Genomic DNA, 17,782 nt, shown 5'->3' on the forward strand with positions numbered 1-17,782 from the left:
AGTCCCATGGGAGCATGCAGGTCAGAAATGTGCGGGAGCGAAGTTATGTTGCGGATACGCGGAACCGTCGGTGAGTTGCCGGTGGATTTGACCCTGGAACTGGATGAAAGCGACTGGGCGCGGCTCGGTTCGCAGTTTGGCGTGCAGGTGCAGGCGGCCCAGCCGCAAGCAGCCGTGGCGCCGGTGGCGAAACCGGTGAATCAGGATGACGCGTTGTGGCAGGTCGCCAGGGATTTGTTGCGCAAGGCCGGGCAACTCAGCGGGCCGGAGCTGCTGGATCAACTCGAAGGGCTGACCGGCAGCGCGGCGGCGGGCAAGCGCTTGCTGGTGCGCCTGCGTCATTCATCCGACGTGAAAGTGCTGAGCGGCGGGGATACGCCGCTCTACAGCTGGATCGAGTAAGCGCTTAGTACAGCGCCGCAAACACCTTGCGCCGGTAAGCGGTCACCAGCGGGTGATCGTTGCCCAGCAGTTCGAACACTTGCAGCAAGGTCTTGTGCGGCAGGCCTTCGCCGTAGCTGCGGTTGCGGATGAACAGCTTGAGCAGAGCGTCCAGCGCCGCTTCGTATTGCTGACGGGCCAGTTGCTGGATCGCCAGTTGATACACCGCTTCATCGTCCTGCGGGTTTTGCGCCAGACGGCTTTTCAAGTCGGCGGCGTCCGGCAGGTCACGGGCCAGACCAAGGAACTTGATCTGCGCCTTGGCACCGGCCAGTGCGGCTTTGTGTTCGTCGCTCTTGACCGCGTCGAGCACGGCTTGCGCTTCGCCCAGTTCACCGCGTTCGGTCAGGCAGCGGGCGTAGAGAATCAGCGCCTTGGCGTTGGTGTTGTCTTCATTGAGCATCACCACCAGCGCGGCTTCGGCATCGGCGTAACGGCCTTCGTCGAACAGCGCCTGAGCCTGTTCGAATGGATCGGCGGCGGCGGGTGGCGGCATCTTCACATGCGGTTCGAGCAGGGCACGCACAGCGGACTCCGGCTGGGCCCCGGCGAAACCGTCCACCGGTTGACCGTCCTTGAACAGCACCACGGTCGGCAGGCTGCGGATACCGAAGCGGGCGACGATGTCCTGCTCGACGTCGCAGTCGACCTTGGCCAGCAGCAACTCGCCCTGATAGCTCTCGGCGATCCCTTGCAGCATTGGCATCAGCGCTTTGCACGGCGCGCACCATTCGGCCCAGAAATCCACCAGCACCGGTTTTTGAAAAGAAGCCTCGATCACCGACTGGTCGAAGTCGGCCGTCGTGGCGTCGAAAATGTACGGCGTTTGCTGACTCATGGGGTATCTCGTAAAAGCGTGAATGGGGCAACTATACGGTCAGGCGCGGGCCGCGTGGTAGAGGCTGACATGGCGAAACTCTTCGGGCTCGGCCAGATCCGGCAGGGTCATGGCTTCGAGCATTTCGATCCGCCGGTACAGCGGATGACGGAAATCCCTGACCCGCGAATCCGCCACCAATGCTTCGCGACCGCGACTGAGAAACGCATCGAGCAGCGGCAGGTTCTCGCGGTCGTACAGAACGTCGGCCACCAGGATCAGATCAAAGCGATCCGCCTCGGCGAAGAAGTCCGTGGAATAGCTCATCTGCACATCATTGAGTTCAGCGTTGGCCCGGCAGGCGGCAATCGCCAGCGGGTCGAGGTCGCAGGCCACCACTTCCAGCGCGCCGGCCTTCACGGCGGCAATCCCGGCGATCCCGGAGCCGGCACCGAAATCCAGTACGCGTTTGCCACGCACCCACTCGGGAAATTCCGCCAAGTAACGCGCCACGGCCAGGCCGCTGGCCCAGCAGAAACTCCAGTACGGCGGTTCGTGCAGGATTCGTTGGGTTTCCTCCTGGCTGAATTCGCGGGCCATGTTGTCGCCGTCGATCAGCCACAGCTGCAAATCGGTGTCCGGCAACGCACAGGCTTTCAGTCGCGCGTCGCCGAGCAACTCGCCCAGCGCCTGTTGCAGGTCTAACGGTGCATTCATGGGGCTTTGACAAATTGCAGTTGGCCCAGCGCCTGGGTGGTCGGCTGGCTGATGGTCTGCGACGGCAGGTGCAGGATCAACTGGCCGGATTGAGTGGCGCGGCCCCGCAGTTCGACTCGCGCGCCGGCCGGGAAGGCGTCAGGGTTGAAACGCAGGCGAAACGGCAGAACCTGGTTGTTGCCGATCAGACTGGAGCTGGCGAGCAATTGTTGCGGGCGCCCCTTCTCGTCGATCACCAGCAGCGCCAGTTCGACTTCGGCGCCAGCCGGCACGCCTTGCAGGGTGCCGCTCAGTTCACGTTGATACGCAGGCAGCGGGCCGAGGTCGGCAGCTTCCCTGGCCTTTTTCTGCGCCTGTTGCGGCGCCGGGCCCGGTGTTGGCGGCTGCGGCTTGGGCGCGTCGCTGCCACAGGCCACCAGCAGGCTGAAAACACTGAGCAAAACGAGCGGTCGTAACGACATTGGCGGCTCCAGCAAAATGAAATCCATGGATCAAACGATCATGGCAGTCTGTATACCGCAAAGCCTATGGCTTGTCTTGCCACCGGGATGCGCTACCATGGCCCTCCCTTTTTTTGTTGCCAGCCACCATGCACTGTCCCTTCTGCGGTGCCAACGACACCAAGGTCATCGACTCGCGTCTGGTCGCCGAGGGCGAACAGGTGCGCCGCCGGCGTGAATGCCTGGCCTGCGGCGAACGTTTCACGACGTTCGAGACGGCCGAACTGGTGTTGCCGCGCCTGATCAAAACCGACGGCAGCCGCCAACCGTTCGACGAAGAAAAACTCCGCGCCGGCATGCAGCGCGCCCTGGAGAAACGTCCGGTGAGCGTCGAGCGTCTCGAGTCCTCGCTGGTGCACATCAAACACAAGCTGCGCGCCACCGGCGAACGCGAGGTCAAATCCCTCGTGGTCGGCGAACTGGTGATGGCCGAGCTGCAAAAGCTCGATGAAGTCGCCTACATCCGTTTCGCTTCCGTGTATCGCCGCTTCCAGGACCTCAACGAGTTCCGCGAAGAGATCGACCGCCTCGCCCGTGAACCGGTGAAAGAATGACCGCCGCCGCCGAACAGGCCATCCTCGACGCCCACTTCATGGCCCGGGCCCTGGAACTGGCGCGCAAGGGACACTACACGACCCATCCCAATCCACGGGTCGGCTGTGTGATCGTGCGCGACGGGCAGATTGTCGGCGAAGGCTGGCATGAACGTGCCGGCGAACCCCACGCTGAAGTCCACGCCCTGCGCGCCGCCGGTGAGCTGGCCCGGGGCGCGACCGCTTACGTCACCCTCGAACCTTGCAGCCATCATGGCCGCACGCCGCCCTGCGCCGATGCGCTGGTGAATGCCGGCGTCGGTCGGGTGGTTGCGGCGATGCGCGATCCCAATCCGCAAGTCGCCGGACGCGGATTGCAGCGTCTGGCCGATGCCGGCATCGCCACCGAAAGCGGTGTGCTGGAAGCCGAAGCGCGCAAGCTCAATCAAGGTTTTCTGAAACGCATGGAACACGGCTTGCCGTTCGTGCGAGTCAAGTTGGCAATGAGCCTCGACGGTCGCACGGCGATGGAGAGCGGTGAAAGCCAATGGATCACCGGCCCTGCCGCGCGTTCGGCGGTGCAGCGTTTGCGCGCCCAGGCCAGCGTGGTGCTGACAGGCGCTGATACGGTGCTGGCCGATGGCGCACGACTGACCGTGCGCGGCGATGAACTGGGGCTGGATGCCGAGCAAACCGCGCTGGCCTTGAGCCGTCCGCCGCTGCGCGTGCTGATCGACGGGCGTCTGCGGGTGCCGCTGGATGCGCCGTTCTTCAAGGCTGGCCCGGCGCTGGTCGCCACCTGCGTGGCCATCGAAGAGCAATATGCCCACGGCCCGGAATGCCTGATCGTGCCGGGTGATGACGGTCAGGTCGACCTGCGCCAATTGCTGATAGAGCTGGCCAGCCGTGGCGTCAACGAAGTGCTGGTCGAGGCCGGCCCGCGACTGGCCGGTGCGTTTGCCCAGCTCGGCCTGGTCGATGAGTTCGTGATCTTCATCGCCGGTAAGTTTCTCGGCTCCACGGCGCGTCCGTTGCTGGACTGGCCGCTAGCCTATATGAAGGATGCGCCGGAGCTGAAAATCACAGAAATTCGCGCGGTTGGCGATGACTGGCGAGTCACTGCAATCCCTGTCTCATCGGCGAGCGTATAATTCCCGGCCATCGCGTTAGCGCTGGCTTCGTTCTCAAGGAGAACCCCATGTTTACCGGCATCATCGAATCCATCGGCAGTATCCGCGCACTGACCCCAAAGGGCGGTGATGTGCGGGTGCATGTCGAAACCGGCAAGCTCGACCTGAGCGACGTCAAACTCGGCGACAGCATCGCGGTCAACGGCGTGTGCCTGACCGCTGTAGAGCTGCCGGGCGACGGCTTTGCCGCCGACGTCAGTCGCGAAACCCTCGACTGCACCGCCATGAATGACCTGAAAAGCGGCAGCCCGGTCAATCTGGAAAAAGCCCTGACCCCGACTACCCGTCTCGGCGGACATCTGGTCAGCGGTCACGTCGACGGTGTCGGCGAAGTGGTCTCGCGCAGCGACAATGCCCGCGCCGTGGAATTTCGCATCCGCGCGCCGAAAGAGCTGGCCAAGTACATCGCCCACAAAGGCTCGATCACCGTCGACGGCACCAGCCTGACCGTGAACGCGGTCGATGGCGCCGAATTCCTGCTGACGATCATCCCGCACACCTTGAGTGAAACCATCATGGCGTCCTACAAGCCAGGTCGCCGGGTGAACCTGGAAGTCGACTTGCTGGCGCGTTATCTGGAGCGTCTGCTGTTGGGCGACAAGGCTGCAGAGCCAACGTCCGGCGGCATCACTGAAAGCTTTCTGGCCGCCAACGGCTACCTCAAATCCTGACTGAAGGGGGTGCCTTGTGGCGCTCAATAGCATCGAAGAACTGGTTGAAGACATCCGCCAAGGCAAGATGGTCATTCTCATGGATGACGAAGACCGCGAGAACGAAGGCGACCTGATCATGGCCGCCGAATGCTGCAAGGCCGAGCACATCAACTTCATGGCCAAGCACGCCCGTGGCCTGATCTGCATGCCGATGAGCCGCGAGCGCTGCGAAACCCTGAAGCTGCCGCTGATGGCACCGCGCAACGGTTCCGGTTTCGGCACCAAGTTCACCGTATCGATCGAAGCTGCCGAGGGCGTGACCACCGGCATCTCCGCCGCTGACCGCGCGCGCACCGTGCAAGCGGCTGCGGCGAAAGACGCGAAAGCCGAAGACATCGTCAGCCCCGGCCACATCTTCCCGCTGATGGCTCAGGCCGGTGGCACCCTGGCCCGCGCCGGTCACACCGAAGCGGCTTGCGACCTGGCGCGCATGGCCGGTTTCGAACCGAGCGGCGTGATCTGCGAAGTGATGAACGACGACGGCACCATGTCCCGTCGCGCCGAACTGGAAGCTTTCGCGGCCGAACACAACATCAAGATCGGCACCATCGCCGACCTGATTCACTACCGGATGATCCACGAACGTACCGTTCAGCGGATTGCCGAGCAGCCACTGGACAGCGAACTGGGCCAATTCAACCTGGTGACCTATCGTGATTCCGTGGAAGGCGACGTGCACATGGCACTGACCCTGGGCACCGTTTGCGCCGAAGAGCCAACCCTGGTTCGTGTGCACAACATGGACCCGCTGCGCGACCTGCTGATGGTCAAGCAACCGGGCCGCTGGAGCCTGCGCGCCGCCATGGCTGCGGTTGCCGAGGCCGGCAGCGGTGTGGTGCTGCTGCTCGGTCACCCGCTCGATGGCGACGTGTTGCTGGCGCATATCCGTGAAACCGGCGATCAGGCGGCGGTGAAAAAACCGACCACCTACAGCATCGTCGGTGCCGGTTCGCAGATCCTGCGTGACCTCGGTGTGCGCAAAATGCGCCTGATGTCCGCACCGATGAAATTTAATGCGATATCCGGTTTCGATCTGGAAGTTGTAGAATACGTGCCCTCCGAATAATGACCGGTTGTTTCCGGACCCGAATTCGCGGCAAATAAATCACTGAGGGACGCGAAACAGACGCGTCCCGGCTCTTTAAGAGATCTGACGAATGACCCTGAAGACCATCGAAGGTACCTTCATCGCCCCTAAAGGCCGCTACGCTTTGGTAGTGGGCCGTTTCAACAGTTTCGTGGTTGAAAGCCTGGTCAGCGGTGCAGTTGATGCCCTGGTTCGCCACGGCGTGAGCGAAAGCGACATCACTATCATCCGCGCACCTGGCGCCTTCGAAATCCCGCTGGTTGCGCAAAAAGTCGCCCAGAAAGGCGAGTTCGCAGCAATCATCGCCCTGGGCGCGGTCATTCGTGGCGGCACTCCGCACTTCGAATACGTGGCTGGCGAGTGCACCAAGGGCCTGGCCCAGGTGTCCATGGAGTTCGGCGTACCGGTCGCTTTCGGCGTCCTGACCGTTGATTCCATCGAGCAAGCCATCGAACGTTCCGGCACCAAGGCCGGCAACAAAGGTGCTGAAGCTGCCCTGTCCGCTCTGGAAATGGTCAGCCTGCTGGCGCAGTTGGAGGCCAAGTGATTAGCGACGAAAGCGATCGTTTCAACCCGCGCGATCCGAAACCTGCGGATGCCGGCAAGCCATCGAAGAGCGTCAAGCGCCGCGAAGCCCGTCAGCTCGCGACTCAGGCTCTGTATCAATGGCACATGGCCAAGGCTTCGCTGAACGAGATCGAAGCGCAATTCCGGGTCGATAACGATTTTACCGATGTCGATGGCGCGTATTTCCGCGAAATCCTGCACGGGGTTCCGGCCAGCCGCACCGAAATCGACAACGCGCTCACGCCTTGCCTGGATCTGGCGATCGAAGAGCTGGACCCGGTTGAACTGGCGGTTCTGCGCCTGTCCACCTGGGAGCTGCTCAAGCGCGTCGACGTGCCTTACCGCGTTGTGATCAACGAAGGTATCGAACTAGCCAAGGTGTTCGGTTCCACCGACGGCCACAAGTTCGTCAACGGCGTTCTCGACAAGCTGGCTCCGCGCCTGCGTGAAGCTGAAGTCAAGGCGTTCAAGCGCTGATCAGCGCTTGATATCGCAATGGGCGAGTTTGAGCTGATCCGCAATTTCTTCGCCGCCGCGCCTTGTGCGCAGGGTGGCGAAGGCGTTGCACTGGGGATCGGCGACGACTGCGCCTTGCTGGCGGTTCCTTCCGGGGAACAGCTGGCGATTTCCACCGATACGCTGGTGGCCGGCGTGCATTTCGCCGATCCCTGCGATCCGTTTCTGCTCGGTCAGCGCTCGCTGGCCGTGGCGGTCAGCGATCTGGCTGCCATGGGCGCCACGCCCGTTGCCTTTACCCTTGCCCTGACCTTGCCGACGGTGACTGCCGATTGGCTGCAAGCCTATGCCCGTGGTTTGAACCGTATGGCGCAAAGCTGCAGCGTGGCACTGGTTGGCGGTGACACGACGCGTGGGCCGTTGAGCCTGACCGTCACCGTGTTCGGTCGTGTCCCGGCCGGACAGGCCCTGACCCGCAGCGGCGCGCAGCCGGGCGATCTGCTGTGCGTCGGCGGCGAACTGGGCAATGCCGCAGGGGCCTTGCCGCTGGTGCTCGGCCAGCGCGAAGCCGAGCCGGACATCGCACAGCCGCTGCTCGATCATTACTGGTCGCCGCAACCGCAACTCGCCCTCGGTCAGGCCTTGCGTGGCAAGGCTACGTCGGCGCTGGATATCTCCGATGGCTTGCTCGCCGATTGCGGCCACATTGCACTGGCCTCGAAGGTTCGCCTCGAAGTCGAGCGTGAGCGCGTGCCGCTGTCGGAGGCGCTGGTGGCGTTTCTCGGTCAGCGCGGCGCCGAACGTGCGGCGCTGAGCGGTGGCGATGATTACGTGCTGGCCTTTACCTTGCCGTCCGTCGAATTGCCGGCGCTGCTGGCCGATGGCTGGCCGATCCATGTGATCGGGCGCGTGGCCGAGGGGCAGGGCGTGGTGCTGCTGGATCGCGAAGGACATGACATCACCCCGCAAATCCGGGGTTATCAACATTTTCAGGAGTCACCGTGACAGATCACCCGAAACAGGTTCCCGGCGAGTTCGTTCCGCCGTCGGTCTGGCGCAACCCCTGGCATTTCCTCGCGTTCGGCTTCGGTTCCGGCACCTTGCCGAAAGCACCGGGCACGTGGGGCTCGTTAGTTGCGCTACCCTTTATTCCGTTGTGGCAGATGTTGCCCGACTGGGGTTACTGGCTGATGCTCGGGATCACCATGCTGTTCGGCTTCTGGCTGTGCGGCAAGGTCGCCGACGATCTGCGGGTACACGACCACGAAGGCATCGTCTGGGACGAAATGGTCGGGATGTGGATCACCCTGTGGCTGGTGCCGGAAGGCTGGTACTGGTTGCTCGCCGGGTTCTTGATGTTCCGCTTCTTCGACATCCTCAAGCCATGGCCGATCCGCTGGATCGACCGGCATGTGCATGGCGGCGTCGGCATCATGCTCGACGACGTGCTGGCGGGCGTGTTCGCTTGGCTGGCGATGCAGGGACTGGTGTGGATTTTCGCCTGATTTCAAGGCGTGGATGAGGGACACAGGGATGGCTCGACGCGGCTTGTTGGTACTGTTTTTTACCCTGCTGGGTGTGCTGGCCGGTGCGGTGGCACAGGCGCAGGACGCAACGCCGTCGGTCATTCACCTGGCCAGCGAAGAATGGGAAGACTACACCGCTGCCGACGGCCACGGCCTGGGCTGGGATGTGTTGCGCAAAGTGTTCGAGCCGGCGGGCGTGACTCTGGATATCCGCTCCGTGCCGTACACCCGTTCGGTGGGCCTGGTGCAACTGAAGGAAGTCGACGCACTGGTCGGTTCCTATCGCGGTGAAGCCGAGCAGGTGCTGTACCCGAAATGGAACTTCGATTCCGACCACATCTACGCACTCGGTCTTGCCAGCAACCCGTCGCCGACCCAGGCGAACCTTGGCAAGTACCGACTGGCCTGGGTGCGGGGTTATCGTTATGAAACCTACCTGCCGAACGTCAAGCGCTTCAACCAGATCGAACGCCGTACCGGAATCCTGTCGATGCTCAAGCAGGGGCGGGCGGATTACTACATCGATGCCCTGACGGAAATCGAAGCGGTGGTGAGAAACGCCGCCGACCCTTCGCAATACCATTACTCGCATCTGGCGGAGTTGCCGCTGTACCTCGGTTTCGCCGACACCCCGCAGGCCCGCGCACTGATGTCGATCTACGACCAGCGCATGGAACAACTGGTGAAAAGCGGCGAGCTGAAACCGATCTTCGAGCACTGGAAGCAGCCGTATCCGTTCGAGTAAACGCGATGATGTCGGGCCTGTTATCAAACTTTTTGATCGTTATGGCCGATAATTCAGCCTAAGCGCCTGCAGGAACCTGCTGTTACAATGCCGCCCAGCGAATCTTCAGACTTTTTAGATCAGGAGCACACCGGTGCCTGTCGTTTTTGTCGCCGCTTCCAAGCTGCCAACGCCTTTTGCGCAATTCACCATGCACGGTTTTCTCGATGAAGCCACCGGCCGCGAGCACGTCGTGCTGAGCCTGGGTGAGATTGCCGACGGTGCCCCGGTACTCGGCCGGTTGCACTCCGAATGCCTGACCGGCGATGCCTTGTTCAGTCAGCGTTGCGACTGCGGCTCGCAACTGGAGGCCGCCCTCAAGGCGATCGCCCGTGAAGGTCGTGGCGTGTTGCTGTACCTGCGTCAGGAAGGCCGTGGCATTGGCCTGCTGAACAAGATCCGTGCCTACGAATTGCAGGACGGCGGTGCCGACACCGTTGAAGCCAACGAGCGTCTGGGTTTTGCCGCCGACCAGCGTGACTACGCCATGTGCCTGCCGATGCTTGAGCATCTGGGCGTGAAATCCCTGCGCCTGATGACCAACAACCCGCGCAAGGTCAAAGCCCTGACCGACATGAATATCGTCGTCGCCGAGCGCGTGCCGCTGCACACAGGCCACAACCCGCACAACAAACTCTACCTGGCGACCAAAGCCAGCAAACTCGACCACATGATGGGCAACGAACATCAGGGCGAGGTAGACCGGGCGTGACTCGCGGTCAGGTGCGGCGCCGTCTGTCAGTCGCCTGGTGGAAATACCTGGCGCTGGCGCTGGTGCCGCTGTTTGTTCTCAATGCCGTGTTCGGCGAGAGCGAGGCGATCATGCCGGTGCTGGCGATGCCGTTTTTCATTGCCGGCGTGGCCTCGATGTTTGTCAGCCTGAAGTTTTTCGGCCGTTACAAACATGCGCTGATCGCCACGCAAAAAGCCCTCGATACCCCTGAAGAACCCGCTGCGTGGATAGCCCTTGCGGCTCGTCGTCGCACAGCGTTTCTGGTGGCGGGGTTGCCGGCGTGGATCGGTGCACTGGCGGTGTTCGTCGGCCTGGAGGCCGTGCCGCTGATGTTGCTGGCGCTGTCCACGGCGGTGCTGTTCTACCTCTACCGTATCCCGCGTCAACTCGGTTGATGCGTCGTCTCTGGCTGGCGGTTCTGCTACTGGCCGTCAGCAGCGAAACCCTGGCCGCTCTGCGAGTGGTCAGCCTCGCGCCATCCCTGTCTGAAATCGTTGTTGAGCTTGATTCGGCCGATCTGTTGGTCGGCGTGCTGGATGCCGGTGACCGGCCGTCTGCGATCAAGGATGTGCCTTCGGTGGGTCGTTATGGTCAGCTCGACATGGAGCGGCTGCTCAGCCTCAAGCCTGACTTGTTGCTGCTGTGGCCCGGCAGTGTCGGCCCGGCCCAGCGCGATCAGCTCAAACGCCTGAACATCCCGACTTTCGTTGCCGAACCCCACAGTTTCGAGCAGTTGATCACGCAGATCGAAGCCATCGCTGCGCAGCTTGGTCGTCCTGAACGCGGGGTTGAGCGGGCGACCGGGTTGCGGCGCAAGCTTGATGACCTGCGCCAGCGCTATCGGCGGGAAACACCGTTGCGGGTGTTCTACCAGGTCTGGGACAAGCCGCTGTACACCGTCGGTGGCGGTCAGATCATCAGCGATGCGCTTGAAGTGTGCGGTGCACGCAATGCGTTTGCCGACCTGACATTGCCGGCGCCGCAGGTGAGCATCGAAGCCGTTTTACAGCGTGACCCCGAAGTGATTCTGGCCGGCGACCAGTCGCAACTGAACGCATGGAGCGCCTGGCCGCAGGTGGCAGCGGTCAAGTACAGGCAGTTGCTGCTGGTCACCGACAAAGGTCTGGAGCGTCCGAGCGGGCAGATGATCGAGGCGACCGCCAAGCTCTGCCAACTGATCGCGCCAGACCGTTGATCGCTAGAGCTGCGGTGTCCAGGTCACTCCGAACATGAACGCCCGACCTTCCTCGCGATAGCCATACTGACTGCCGTCATGGCTGTACAGCGCCCGGCTGTAACCCTTGTCCAGCAGGTTATCCACCTTGAAATCCAGTTTGATTTCGCGGTTCAGCGCCCAGCTGCTGCGCAGTCCGAGCAGCGCATAACCACCCAATGGTTGCTGATTGTTCAGGTCGTCATAACTGCTGCTGACGGCTTGCCAACTGGCGCCGAGGCCAAGACGGTCGAATTGCCGATCCAGATCCCAGCTCAATGTTCGCCGTGCACGCCGCGCCAAAGTGTGGCCGGTGTCACGGTCGCGGGGATCGATGATTGCCACGCCGAGGTTGCTCTGCCAGCCCAGCAGTTCCTGTTTCAGCGCTGCCTCAAAGCCGTTGATCCGCGCCGACGCGACGTTCTCTGGCCGGGAGTTGCTGCCGAAGATGATCGCGTCTTCCAGATCGGTCCGATACAACGAGGCCTCAAGACGGCTGTTGTCGCTCAACTGGCTGCGCCATTGCAGCTCGTAGCTTTTCGAGGTTTCCGGTTTCAGATCCGGGTTGCTGAAGTCCGGGTAATACAGGTCGTTGAAGGTCGGTGCACGGAAGCCTTCGCTGTAGCTGAGAAGCAGATCGTTGTCCGGGTTGACCGGCAATGTCAGCGTGCCGCTCCAGCTGTTCTGGCCGCCGAACTGCTGGTTGTCGTCACGGCGCAGGCCGAGTTCGGTGGAGAAACTGTCGGCCTGGAAGCGATGCTGAATGAACGCCGCACGGTTCCAGCGGCTGTCTTCGTCGAACGCGGTGCTGCTGTTGACCCGGTCTTCGTACCAGTCACCGCCGAGGATCAGGCTGTTGCGCGCATCCAGGGTCAGGTCGTTCTGCCAGGTCACCGAGTCGCGGTAGGTGTTGAACACCGAGCGTTCGTCGCTGAGCTTGTCGAACGTCTTCCCGCGGTTTTCGCTGTGGCCGAGTTCCAGGCGCGATTTCCAGCGCTCGTTGATCCGTGCGTCGATGTAGCTGCTGAAACTGCTGACGGTGAAATCGCTGTAGGGCTGCTGTTGGACGGAGTCGAAGGTGACTGGGTCGAAGCGTCCGAACGGGTTGTCGAACTCGCTTTTACCAAGGTTATCCAGCAGGTTGGCGCCGACTTCGACATCATCGGTCAGCGCATGGCTGAGGCTCAGACTGATGGATTTGTTGCGGTAGGCGTCGTGGTCGCTGTCGCTGGGATACGACTCGTGGGTGCGGTCGAGACCGGCGGTTTCATCGAGGCTGGCACCGAGGTTGAAGCGGGTTTTCTCGTCGCCGCCGGACAGGCCGACACTGCGCTCCCAGGTCTGATGGCTGCCGAATCCGACATGCATCCGCGGCTGCAAGCCTTGTTCGCCGCCGCGCCGGGTGAAGATTTGAATCACCCCGCCAATTGCATCGCTGCCATAGATCACCGAACGCGAACCGCGCAGCACTTCGACGCGTTCGATTTGCTCGATGTTCAGGTGTTGCAGGTTACTGTCGCCGGAGGTGGAGTTGCCGATGCGCTGGCCGTCGACCAGCACCAGACTTTGCGCCGATTGCGTGCCACGAATGTAGATCCCCGGCAGGCTGCCGCGTCCGCCGAGTTGCGCCACTTGCACACCGGGCACACGTTGCAGCAGGTCGGTGACGCTGCTCGGTTGCAGGCGCTCGATGTCTTCGCGGGTGAACACGGTGTTGGCGGCGCTGCTGTCGTTGCGGGCTTCCACCTGGCGGTTGGCGCTGATCAGCATGTCCGGCAGCTTCAGGGCCTGATCGCGTTCGAAGGTATCGGCGAGGGCGTTGGCGGTTGGCAGCAGGAGAAGGGGCAGGGCGAGACGCGAGAGGTTCATCGGTATTCCGTCGGTATTTCCGGTGTGCGCAAATCAATGTGGGAGCGAGCCTGCTCGCGATTGCGGTGTGTCAGTCGGCATTGAAGTGACTGACAGTACGCTATCGCGAGCAGGCTCGCTCCCACATGGGCATTGCGTTTTACTTGTTAAGCAGCTCCAGGCGCTCACGCACCGCCGCTTCGATCCCGGCCTCGTCCAGCCCGCACTCGGCCAGCATCTGCGCCGGTTTGGCGTGCTCGACGTAAACGTCCGGCAAGCCCAGGTGCAGCACCGACTTGAGAATGTTCTCGCGGGCGAGGAATTCGCTGACCGCGCCACCGGCGCCGCCCATGATCGCGTTCTCTTCGATGGTCACCAGCAGGTCGTGGCTGGCGGCGATTTCACGCACCAGCGCTTCGTCCATCGGTTTGACGAACCGCATGTCGACCACGGTGGCGTCCAGTGTTTCGGCGACGTTCAGCGCTTCGGCCATTTGCACGCCGAACACCAGCAGGGCGACTTTGTTGCCCTGGCGACGAATCACACCCTTGCCGATCTCGATCGGTTCGAGGTCTTTCTCGATGGTCGCGTTCGGGCCGGTGCCGCGCGGGTAACGCACCGCCGCCGGGCCGTTGTACAGGTGACCGGTGGTGAGCATCTTGCGCAGTTCGTTTTCATCGCTCGGGGTCATGATGACCATGCCCGGGATGCAACGCAGGAACGACAGATCGAAACTGCCGGCGTGGGTCGGGCCGTCTTCGCCCACCAGACCGGCGCGGTCGATGGCGAACAGCACGTCGAGGTTCTGCACCGCAACGTCGTGCACCAACTGGTCGTAGCCGCGTTGCAGGAACGTCGAGTAGATCGCCACCACCGGTTTCGCGCCTTCGCAGGCCATGCCGGCCGCGAGGGTCACGGCGTGCTGCTCGGCAATCGCCACATCGAAGTAGCGCAGCGGGAAACGCTCGCTGAACGCCACCAGATCCGAACCTTCCTTCATCGCCGGGGTGATGCCCACCAGACGCGGGTCGGCAGCGGCCATGTCGCACAGCCATTCACCGAACACGCCGGAATACTTCGGCCCGCCGGCCTTCTTCGGCGCGGCAGCCGGGGCGCCCAGCGGTTCGAGTTTGGTAATGGCGTGGTAACCGATCGGGTCGACTTCCGCCGGGGCGAAGCCTTTGCCTTTCTTGGTGACGATGTGCAGGAACTGCGGGCCTTTCAGATCGCGCATGTTGCGCAGGGTGGCGATCAGGGTCGGCAGGTCGTGGCCATCGATCGGGCCGATGTAGTTCCAGCCCAGTTCTTCGAAGAGGGTGCCGGGGACCAGCATGCCTTTTGCGTATTCTTCGGTGCGACGGGCGATTTCCCAGGCGCCGGGCAGGCGCGACAGGACTTTCTTGCTGCCTTCACGCATGCTCGCGTAAGTGCGGCTGGAAAGGATCTTCGCCAGATAGTTCGACAGCCCCCCGACGTTGCGCGAGATCGACATGTCGTTGTCGTTGAGGATCACCAGCATGTTGGCGTTCACTTCCGGCGCATGGTTCAGCGCCTCGAAGGCCATGCCGGCGGTCAATGCGCCGTCGCCGATCACGGCAATCGCCTTGCGATCACTGTTCTGCAGGCGGGCGGCGATGGCCATGCCCAGGGCGGCACTGATCGAGGTGCTGGAGTGGCCGACGCCAAAGGTGTCGTACTCGCTCTCGGAGCGACGCGGGAAGGCCGCAATGCCGTCCTTCTGGCGCAGGGTTTCCATGCGCTCGCGACGACCGGTGAGGATCTTGTGCGGATAGGCCTGATGACCGACGTCCCACACCAGCCGGTCGTCCGGGGTGTCGAAGACGTAATGCAACGCGATGGTCAGCTCGATGACGCCCAGGCCGGCACCGAAATGCCCACCGGTCTGGCCGACCGTGTAGAGCAATTCCAGGCGCAACTCATCAGCCAGGGTTTCCAGCTCGGCTTCGCCTAACCGGCGCAGGCCGTCCGGCGTGTTCGCGCGGTCGAGCAGGGGCGTGGTCGGGCGCTTGCGGGGAATCTCATGGAACGTCGTGGGCATCAGGCGAATCGTTATAGGTATAAAAGATGCGGCAGTTTACCTGATGCATCGTCCCCTGCCCACGCGTTGGTCTTTTTTGGCTGATTAGCCTTTAGTTGCGCCGGTCGACGATATACCGGGCCAGATCGCGCAATGGCTCGGCGGCCGCGTCAAACGGTCGCAGTGCATGCAACGCCTGATCGCGCAGTTCCAGGGCATAGGCCTTGGCTGCGTCCAGACCCAACAGGGCCGGGTAGGTCGGCTTGTCGCGGGCAATGTCGGCGCCTTGGCGCTTGCCGAGGGTTTCGGTATCGCTTTCGACGTCGAGGATGTCGTCCTGCACCTGGAACGCCAGGCCGATGGCCTGTGCATAACTTTGCAGGGCCTTGAGTTCATCCTTCTCGGCGCGGCCGCTGGCCAGGGCGCCGAGCTTGACGCTGACTTCGATCAGCGCGCCGGTCTTGTGCCGGTGCATCTGTTCAAGGGCTTTCTGATTGAGCTTCAGACCGACCGAACCGAGGTCGATGGCCTGACCGCCGACCATGCCGGCCGGGCCTGCCGCGTGCGCCAGCGCCGTGACCTGTTGCAGACGGATATCCGCGCTCAGGTCGCTCAGGCGCGGGTCGAGCAGGGCGCTGAACGCCAGGCTCTGCAAGCCGTCACCGGCAAGAATCGCGCAGGCTTCATCGAATTTTTTGTGGGTAGTCGGCTGACCGCGACGCAGATCGTCGTCGTCCATCGCCGGCAAATCGTCGTGTACCAGCGAATAGGCGTGGATCAACTCCACTGCACTCGCCGCGCCGTTGGCCTGCTCGGCCTTGCCGCCGAGGGCTTCGCACGCGGCGTAGGCCAGCAATGGACGCACGCGTTTGCCGCCGTTCATCACGCTGTAGCGCATTGCTTCATAAAGCCGCGCCAGCTCTGGCAGTGGTGCGTTGAACAAGGTTTCCAGTGCCGCATTGACCCGCGCCTGGCTGGTCGCCGAATACGCCGCGATCATTCTGGCTGATCTGCGTCGAAGGGTTCCTCGGCCAGCTCGCCATCGCGCTCCAGCAACACCTGGACCTTCTGCTCGGCCTGGGCCAGCGCTGCCTGGCAGTCACGGGTCAGGCCGATGCCCTGCTCGAAAGCGGTCAGCGAGTCTTCCAGCGACAATTCACCGTTCTCCAGACGCTCGACCAGCGTTTGCAGGTCGGCGAGGGACTGTTCGAAATCCAGTGCAGCTTTTTTGCGGGCCATGGCGGCTAATTCCGGTTGACGTTAAACCGGCGCGACACTAGCAGATAGGGGGTTTATGGGCAAATGAGCGGGCTGATGGACAATGCTGTCAGTCGGTCGATTCGCCCGGATAACTGATCTGATACCGAGTACTCCGCCCGCCGCCCGGAAGACGTTGCAGGCAGTCTTTTTCCAGCAGTTCCGCCAGATGTCGGGTCGCCGTGGCTTTGGAGACCTTGGCCACACTCTGGTATTGCGCCGCACTGATGCCGTGCTCGAAACCGCGCTCACCACCGTCGAGCAAACGATTGAGCACTTTGATCTGCTCCGCCGACAGCCCGGATTCGCGGTGTGCCTGCCAGAAGCGCGACTTGCCCAACACACTTTCAATCCGTGCGATGGCCTGCTGCAGGCTGCGCAGCAGGGTTTGCAGGAACCATGCGAGCCAGTCGGTGATGTCCAGCGTGGCTTTCTGACTGGATTCCAGAATTCGGTAGTAGCCCGCGCGGTCATCGAGAATGCTGGCGGACATCGCGTAAAAACGAATCGCCTGCGCTTCGCCCTGCGCCAGTGCCAGATCGGTGAGGGTGCGAGTCAGGCGTCCGTTGCCGTCATCGAACGGGTGCAAGGTGACGAACCAGAAATGTGCGATACCGGCTCGCAGTAAAGGATCGAGGCCTGCCTGATGCTGACTGGCGTCGAACCACTTGAGAAAACTGTCGAGTTGTCGCTCAAGGCCTTGTCGCGGTGGCGCCTCGAAGTGCACGGTCGGACGGTCGATTCGTCCGGAAACCACCTGCATCGGCTCATCGCCGCGTAATGCGCCGACATTGATTGCTCGCGAAAGGAAACCACTCTCCTGTTCTGGAAACAGCCATGAATGCCATTCCCGCAATCGTTCCAGCGTCAGCGGTTCGGCAAAACGTTGAGTGGCATCGAGCATCAGTTGCGCCAGCCCCTCGCTGCGCTTGCTGACGTTGTCGCCATCCGGTGATTCCAGCCCCAGACGTCGTGCCAATGAAGAACGCACGGATTCAACATTCAACTGCTCCCCCTCGATGGCCGAGGAGGTCACGATGTTCTGCAGCAACGCGTCCAGCTCAGTCTGAGCGCTCAGTGAATTGCCCGCTGATCGCGCCATGCCCATCAATTGTCCCTGCGCCTGAACGCATTCGCGCAACAGCGCAGTGAGACGCTCTGCCTGCCAATTGAAGTCGGGCCAATCGGGTTGCTGCCAGATCCAGTGAGTTGCCATGAAATGCTGTTCCTGAGTGCGTGAGCCGAATAGAAATGCTATTCGGCTCATTTTATGAGCCGAATATGACGCCTATTCGGCTCATCGTCCACCCAGGTGCGTGATTCCCACCGCATTTCAAGATGTATCCGATTGTTAAAAAACTG

Annotated in this window: 21 protein-coding genes; 13 read left to right on the plus strand and 8 right to left on the minus strand. The window is 62.3% G+C overall.

The window, feature by feature from the left end:
• Positions 1–45 precede the first annotated feature (45 nt).
• Positions 46–402 (plus strand): hypothetical protein, encoded by a 357-nt coding sequence (locus tag AC1RMX_RS21220; RefSeq protein WP_096820748.1) that lies wholly within the window; start codon positions 46–48, stop codon positions 400–402.
• Positions 403–406: 4 nt separating this feature from the next.
• Here the strand turns inward: AC1RMX_RS21220 and trxA are convergent, their stop codons facing one another.
• The 3 genes from trxA to AC1RMX_RS21235 are packed head-to-tail and all read right to left on the minus strand — an operon-like array spanning position 407 to position 2,436.
• Positions 407–1,279, minus strand: coding sequence for a thioredoxin (gene trxA, locus AC1RMX_RS21225; RefSeq protein WP_096820749.1), 873 nt, complete (start codon positions 1,277–1,279; stop codon positions 407–409).
• Between the two features lie 39 nt (positions 1,280–1,318).
• Positions 1,319–1,975 (minus strand): class I SAM-dependent methyltransferase, encoded by a 657-nt coding sequence (locus AC1RMX_RS21230; RefSeq protein WP_493072937.1) that lies wholly within the window; start codon positions 1,973–1,975, stop codon positions 1,319–1,321.
• Positions 1,972–2,436: a YbaY family lipoprotein gene (locus AC1RMX_RS21235; protein ID WP_096820929.1), complete on the minus strand. Its 465-nt coding sequence runs from the start codon at positions 2,434–2,436 to the stop codon at positions 1,972–1,974. Before AC1RMX_RS21235 ends, AC1RMX_RS21230 begins: the two co-directional genes overlap by 4 nt.
• Before the next feature lie 128 nt (positions 2,437–2,564).
• Between AC1RMX_RS21235 and nrdR the strand changes: the two genes are divergently transcribed.
• From nrdR to AC1RMX_RS21295, 12 genes are all read left to right on the plus strand, one after another.
• Positions 2,565–3,029 (plus strand): transcriptional regulator NrdR, encoded by a 465-nt coding sequence (nrdR, locus tag AC1RMX_RS21240; RefSeq protein ID WP_003228656.1) that lies wholly within the window; start codon positions 2,565–2,567, stop codon positions 3,027–3,029.
• On the plus strand, positions 3,026–4,159 hold the full coding sequence (ribD, locus tag AC1RMX_RS21245; RefSeq protein ID WP_493072939.1) for a bifunctional diaminohydroxyphosphoribosylaminopyrimidine deaminase/5-amino-6-(5-phosphoribosylamino)uracil reductase RibD: 1,134 nt from the start codon (positions 3,026–3,028) through the stop codon (positions 4,157–4,159). Before nrdR ends, ribD begins: the two co-directional genes overlap by 4 nt.
• A gap of 47 nt (positions 4,160–4,206) precedes the next feature.
• Entirely contained in the window at positions 4,207–4,869 is a 663-nt protein-coding gene (locus AC1RMX_RS21250) for a riboflavin synthase (RefSeq protein WP_085712322.1), read from the plus strand.
• A gap of 16 nt (positions 4,870–4,885) precedes the next feature.
• On the plus strand, positions 4,886–5,977 hold the full coding sequence (ribBA, locus tag AC1RMX_RS21255; protein WP_065259547.1) for a bifunctional 3,4-dihydroxy-2-butanone-4-phosphate synthase/GTP cyclohydrolase II: 1,092 nt from the start codon (positions 4,886–4,888) through the stop codon (positions 5,975–5,977).
• 91 nt (positions 5,978–6,068) lie between these two features.
• Positions 6,069–6,545, plus strand: a complete 477-nt coding sequence (gene ribH, locus AC1RMX_RS21260; RefSeq protein ID WP_003228649.1) for a 6,7-dimethyl-8-ribityllumazine synthase — start codon at positions 6,069–6,071, stop codon at positions 6,543–6,545.
• Positions 6,542–7,042, plus strand: a complete 501-nt coding sequence (nusB, locus tag AC1RMX_RS21265; protein ID WP_096820751.1) for a transcription antitermination factor NusB — start codon at positions 6,542–6,544, stop codon at positions 7,040–7,042. Before ribH ends, nusB begins: the two co-directional genes overlap by 4 nt.
• 18 nt (positions 7,043–7,060) lie before the next feature.
• Positions 7,061–8,026: a thiamine-phosphate kinase gene (thiL, locus tag AC1RMX_RS21270; RefSeq protein WP_493072940.1), complete on the plus strand. Its 966-nt coding sequence runs from the start codon at positions 7,061–7,063 to the stop codon at positions 8,024–8,026.
• Positions 8,023–8,526, plus strand: coding sequence for a phosphatidylglycerophosphatase A family protein (locus AC1RMX_RS21275; RefSeq protein ID WP_096820753.1), 504 nt, complete (start codon positions 8,023–8,025; stop codon positions 8,524–8,526). The genes thiL and AC1RMX_RS21275 overlap by 4 nt, the downstream gene beginning before the upstream one ends.
• 28 nt (positions 8,527–8,554) lie before the next feature.
• A complete protein-coding gene (locus AC1RMX_RS21280) occupies positions 8,555–9,292 on the plus strand; it encodes a substrate-binding periplasmic protein (protein ID WP_192559097.1) in 738 nt (245 codons plus the stop codon).
• Between the two features lie 133 nt (positions 9,293–9,425).
• The gene (ribA, locus tag AC1RMX_RS21285; protein WP_065259552.1) at positions 9,426–10,043 is read left to right on the plus strand and encodes a GTP cyclohydrolase II; all 618 of its coding nucleotides are present in this window, start codon (positions 9,426–9,428) and stop codon (positions 10,041–10,043) included.
• Positions 10,040–10,459: an MFS transporter gene (locus tag AC1RMX_RS21290; RefSeq protein WP_096820755.1), complete on the plus strand. Its 420-nt coding sequence runs from the start codon at positions 10,040–10,042 to the stop codon at positions 10,457–10,459. The genes ribA and AC1RMX_RS21290 overlap by 4 nt, the downstream gene beginning before the upstream one ends.
• On the plus strand, positions 10,459–11,259 hold the full coding sequence (locus AC1RMX_RS21295; RefSeq protein ID WP_493072941.1) for a cobalamin-binding protein: 801 nt from the start codon (positions 10,459–10,461) through the stop codon (positions 11,257–11,259). Before AC1RMX_RS21290 ends, AC1RMX_RS21295 begins: the two co-directional genes overlap by 1 nt.
• 3 nt (positions 11,260–11,262) lie before the next feature.
• On the opposite strand, the gene AC1RMX_RS21300 is transcribed toward AC1RMX_RS21295, so the two are convergent.
• The 5 genes from AC1RMX_RS21300 to AC1RMX_RS21320 all read right to left on the minus strand — a co-directional run bounded on the left by AC1RMX_RS21300 (position 11,263) and on the right by AC1RMX_RS21320 (position 17,636).
• A complete protein-coding gene (locus AC1RMX_RS21300) occupies positions 11,263–13,146 on the minus strand; it encodes a TonB-dependent receptor domain-containing protein (protein ID WP_493072942.1) in 1,884 nt (627 codons plus the stop codon).
• Between the two features lie 139 nt (positions 13,147–13,285).
• Positions 13,286–15,184, minus strand: a complete 1,899-nt coding sequence (dxs, locus tag AC1RMX_RS21305) for a 1-deoxy-D-xylulose-5-phosphate synthase (RefSeq protein ID WP_493072943.1) — start codon at positions 15,182–15,184, stop codon at positions 13,286–13,288.
• A gap of 91 nt (positions 15,185–15,275) precedes the next feature.
• Complete coding sequence (gene ispA, locus AC1RMX_RS21310; protein ID WP_493072945.1) at positions 15,276–16,163, minus strand: (2E,6E)-farnesyl diphosphate synthase; 888 nt, start codon at positions 16,161–16,163, stop codon at positions 15,276–15,278.
• Positions 16,160–16,402 carry an exodeoxyribonuclease VII small subunit gene (locus tag AC1RMX_RS21315; RefSeq protein ID WP_007894317.1) on the minus strand — a complete coding sequence of 81 codons (243 nt, stop codon included), beginning with the start codon at positions 16,400–16,402 and terminating at the stop codon, positions 16,160–16,162. Before AC1RMX_RS21315 ends, ispA begins: the two co-directional genes overlap by 4 nt.
• 88 nt (positions 16,403–16,490) lie before the next feature.
• Positions 16,491–17,636 carry a Fic family protein gene (locus tag AC1RMX_RS21320; RefSeq protein WP_493072946.1) on the minus strand — a complete coding sequence of 382 codons (1,146 nt, stop codon included), beginning with the start codon at positions 17,634–17,636 and terminating at the stop codon, positions 16,491–16,493.
• Positions 17,637–17,782 lie beyond the last annotated feature (146 nt).

This window comes from Pseudomonas sp. GW822-FHT03F04, assembly GCF_058801405.1.